The organism is Kitasatospora sp. NPDC059648, assembly GCF_042734825.1.
In the GTDB taxonomy this organism is placed as follows: domain Bacteria; phylum Actinomycetota; class Actinomycetes; order Streptomycetales; family Streptomycetaceae; genus Kitasatospora.
Map to the genome: position 1 here is coordinate 1 of NZ_JBHWDU010000243.1, position 1199 is coordinate 1199.

Below are 1199 nucleotides of genomic sequence, written 5' to 3' on the forward strand. Positions count from 1 at the left end.
TCCACCCACTCCAGCTGGAACATCGCCTCATGGAACGCCCGCCGCGCGGAGACAAGTTGACCCGCATCCACCGGCCGCAGCATCAGCGAGCCGATGGCGGCGACAGGGGCTCCGGTCTCGTCGGCAGCGACGATGGACACGGCGTCGGTGCCGGCCGGGGCCAGCTTGACGCGCAGGACGGAGGCGCCGGTGGCATGGAGGGAGACGCCGTTCCAGGAGAACGGCAGGTGCGCACTGTCCCGCTGGGCGACGAACTCGCCCAGCGCGATGCCGTGCAGGGCCGCGTCCAGCAGAGCCGGGTGAACACCGAAGCCCTCGACGGACGTGTCCTCGGGCAGCGCGACCTCCGCGTACACGGCGTCTTCGGCGCGCCAGGCGGCGCGCAGGCCCTGGAACACCGGGCCGTACAGCAGACCAGTGGCGGCCAGGCCCTCGTACAGGTCCTCCACCTCGACCGGCTCGGCGCCCTTCGGCGGCCACACCGACAGACCCTCCGGAGTGCCCGGCACCGCGTCGGACAGCAGACCCGAAGCGTGACGCACCCACGGCTCATCGGCCTCCGCGTCGTCCGCACGGGAGTACACCGCGACCGGACGGAAACCGTCGGCGCCGGCGGCCTCCACCGACACCCGCAGAGCGAGGCCACCCTGCTCGGGCAGCACCAGCGGGGCCTGGAGCATCAACTCCTCGACCTGACCGAAGCCCACCTGGTCACCCGCGTGAACCGCCAGCTCCAGCAGACCCGTACCCGGCACCAGGACCGAGCCCGACACCGCGTGGTCAGCCAGCCACCCGTGCGACTGGAGGGAGAGCCGGCCCGTCAGCAGGACACCGTCCGACTCGGGCAGGGCGATCGCCGCACCCAGCAGCGGGTGCCCGGTGTTCCCGAGACCGAGGCTGACGGCATCGCCCGCGATGCCGGGCAGGTCCAGCCAGTAGTTCTCGTGCTGGAACGCGTAGGTCGGCAGGTCGACGCGCTGGGCACCGCGACCGGCGAACACCGACTCCCAGTCCAGCTCGGAGCCGTACGTGTGGAGGCCGGTGACGGCCTGGGTGAAGGACAGCGCCTCCGGGCGGTCCTTGCGCAGGACGGGGGCGAAGTGGCCCTCGGTGATCTCCTGCGCGAGGGCGGACAGCGTGCCGTCCGGGCCCAGCTCCAGGAACTTGGTGACGCCCTGCTCCGCCAGGTAGGCGATGCC

General features: G+C 72.2%; 1 protein-coding gene. It reads right to left on the minus strand.

What is annotated here, in order from left to right; genetic code table 11:
• A partial coding sequence (locus tag ACFV1W_RS40715) for a polyketide synthase dehydratase domain-containing protein (protein ID WP_380422631.1) occupies positions 1-1199 on the minus strand: 1199 nt, incomplete at both ends.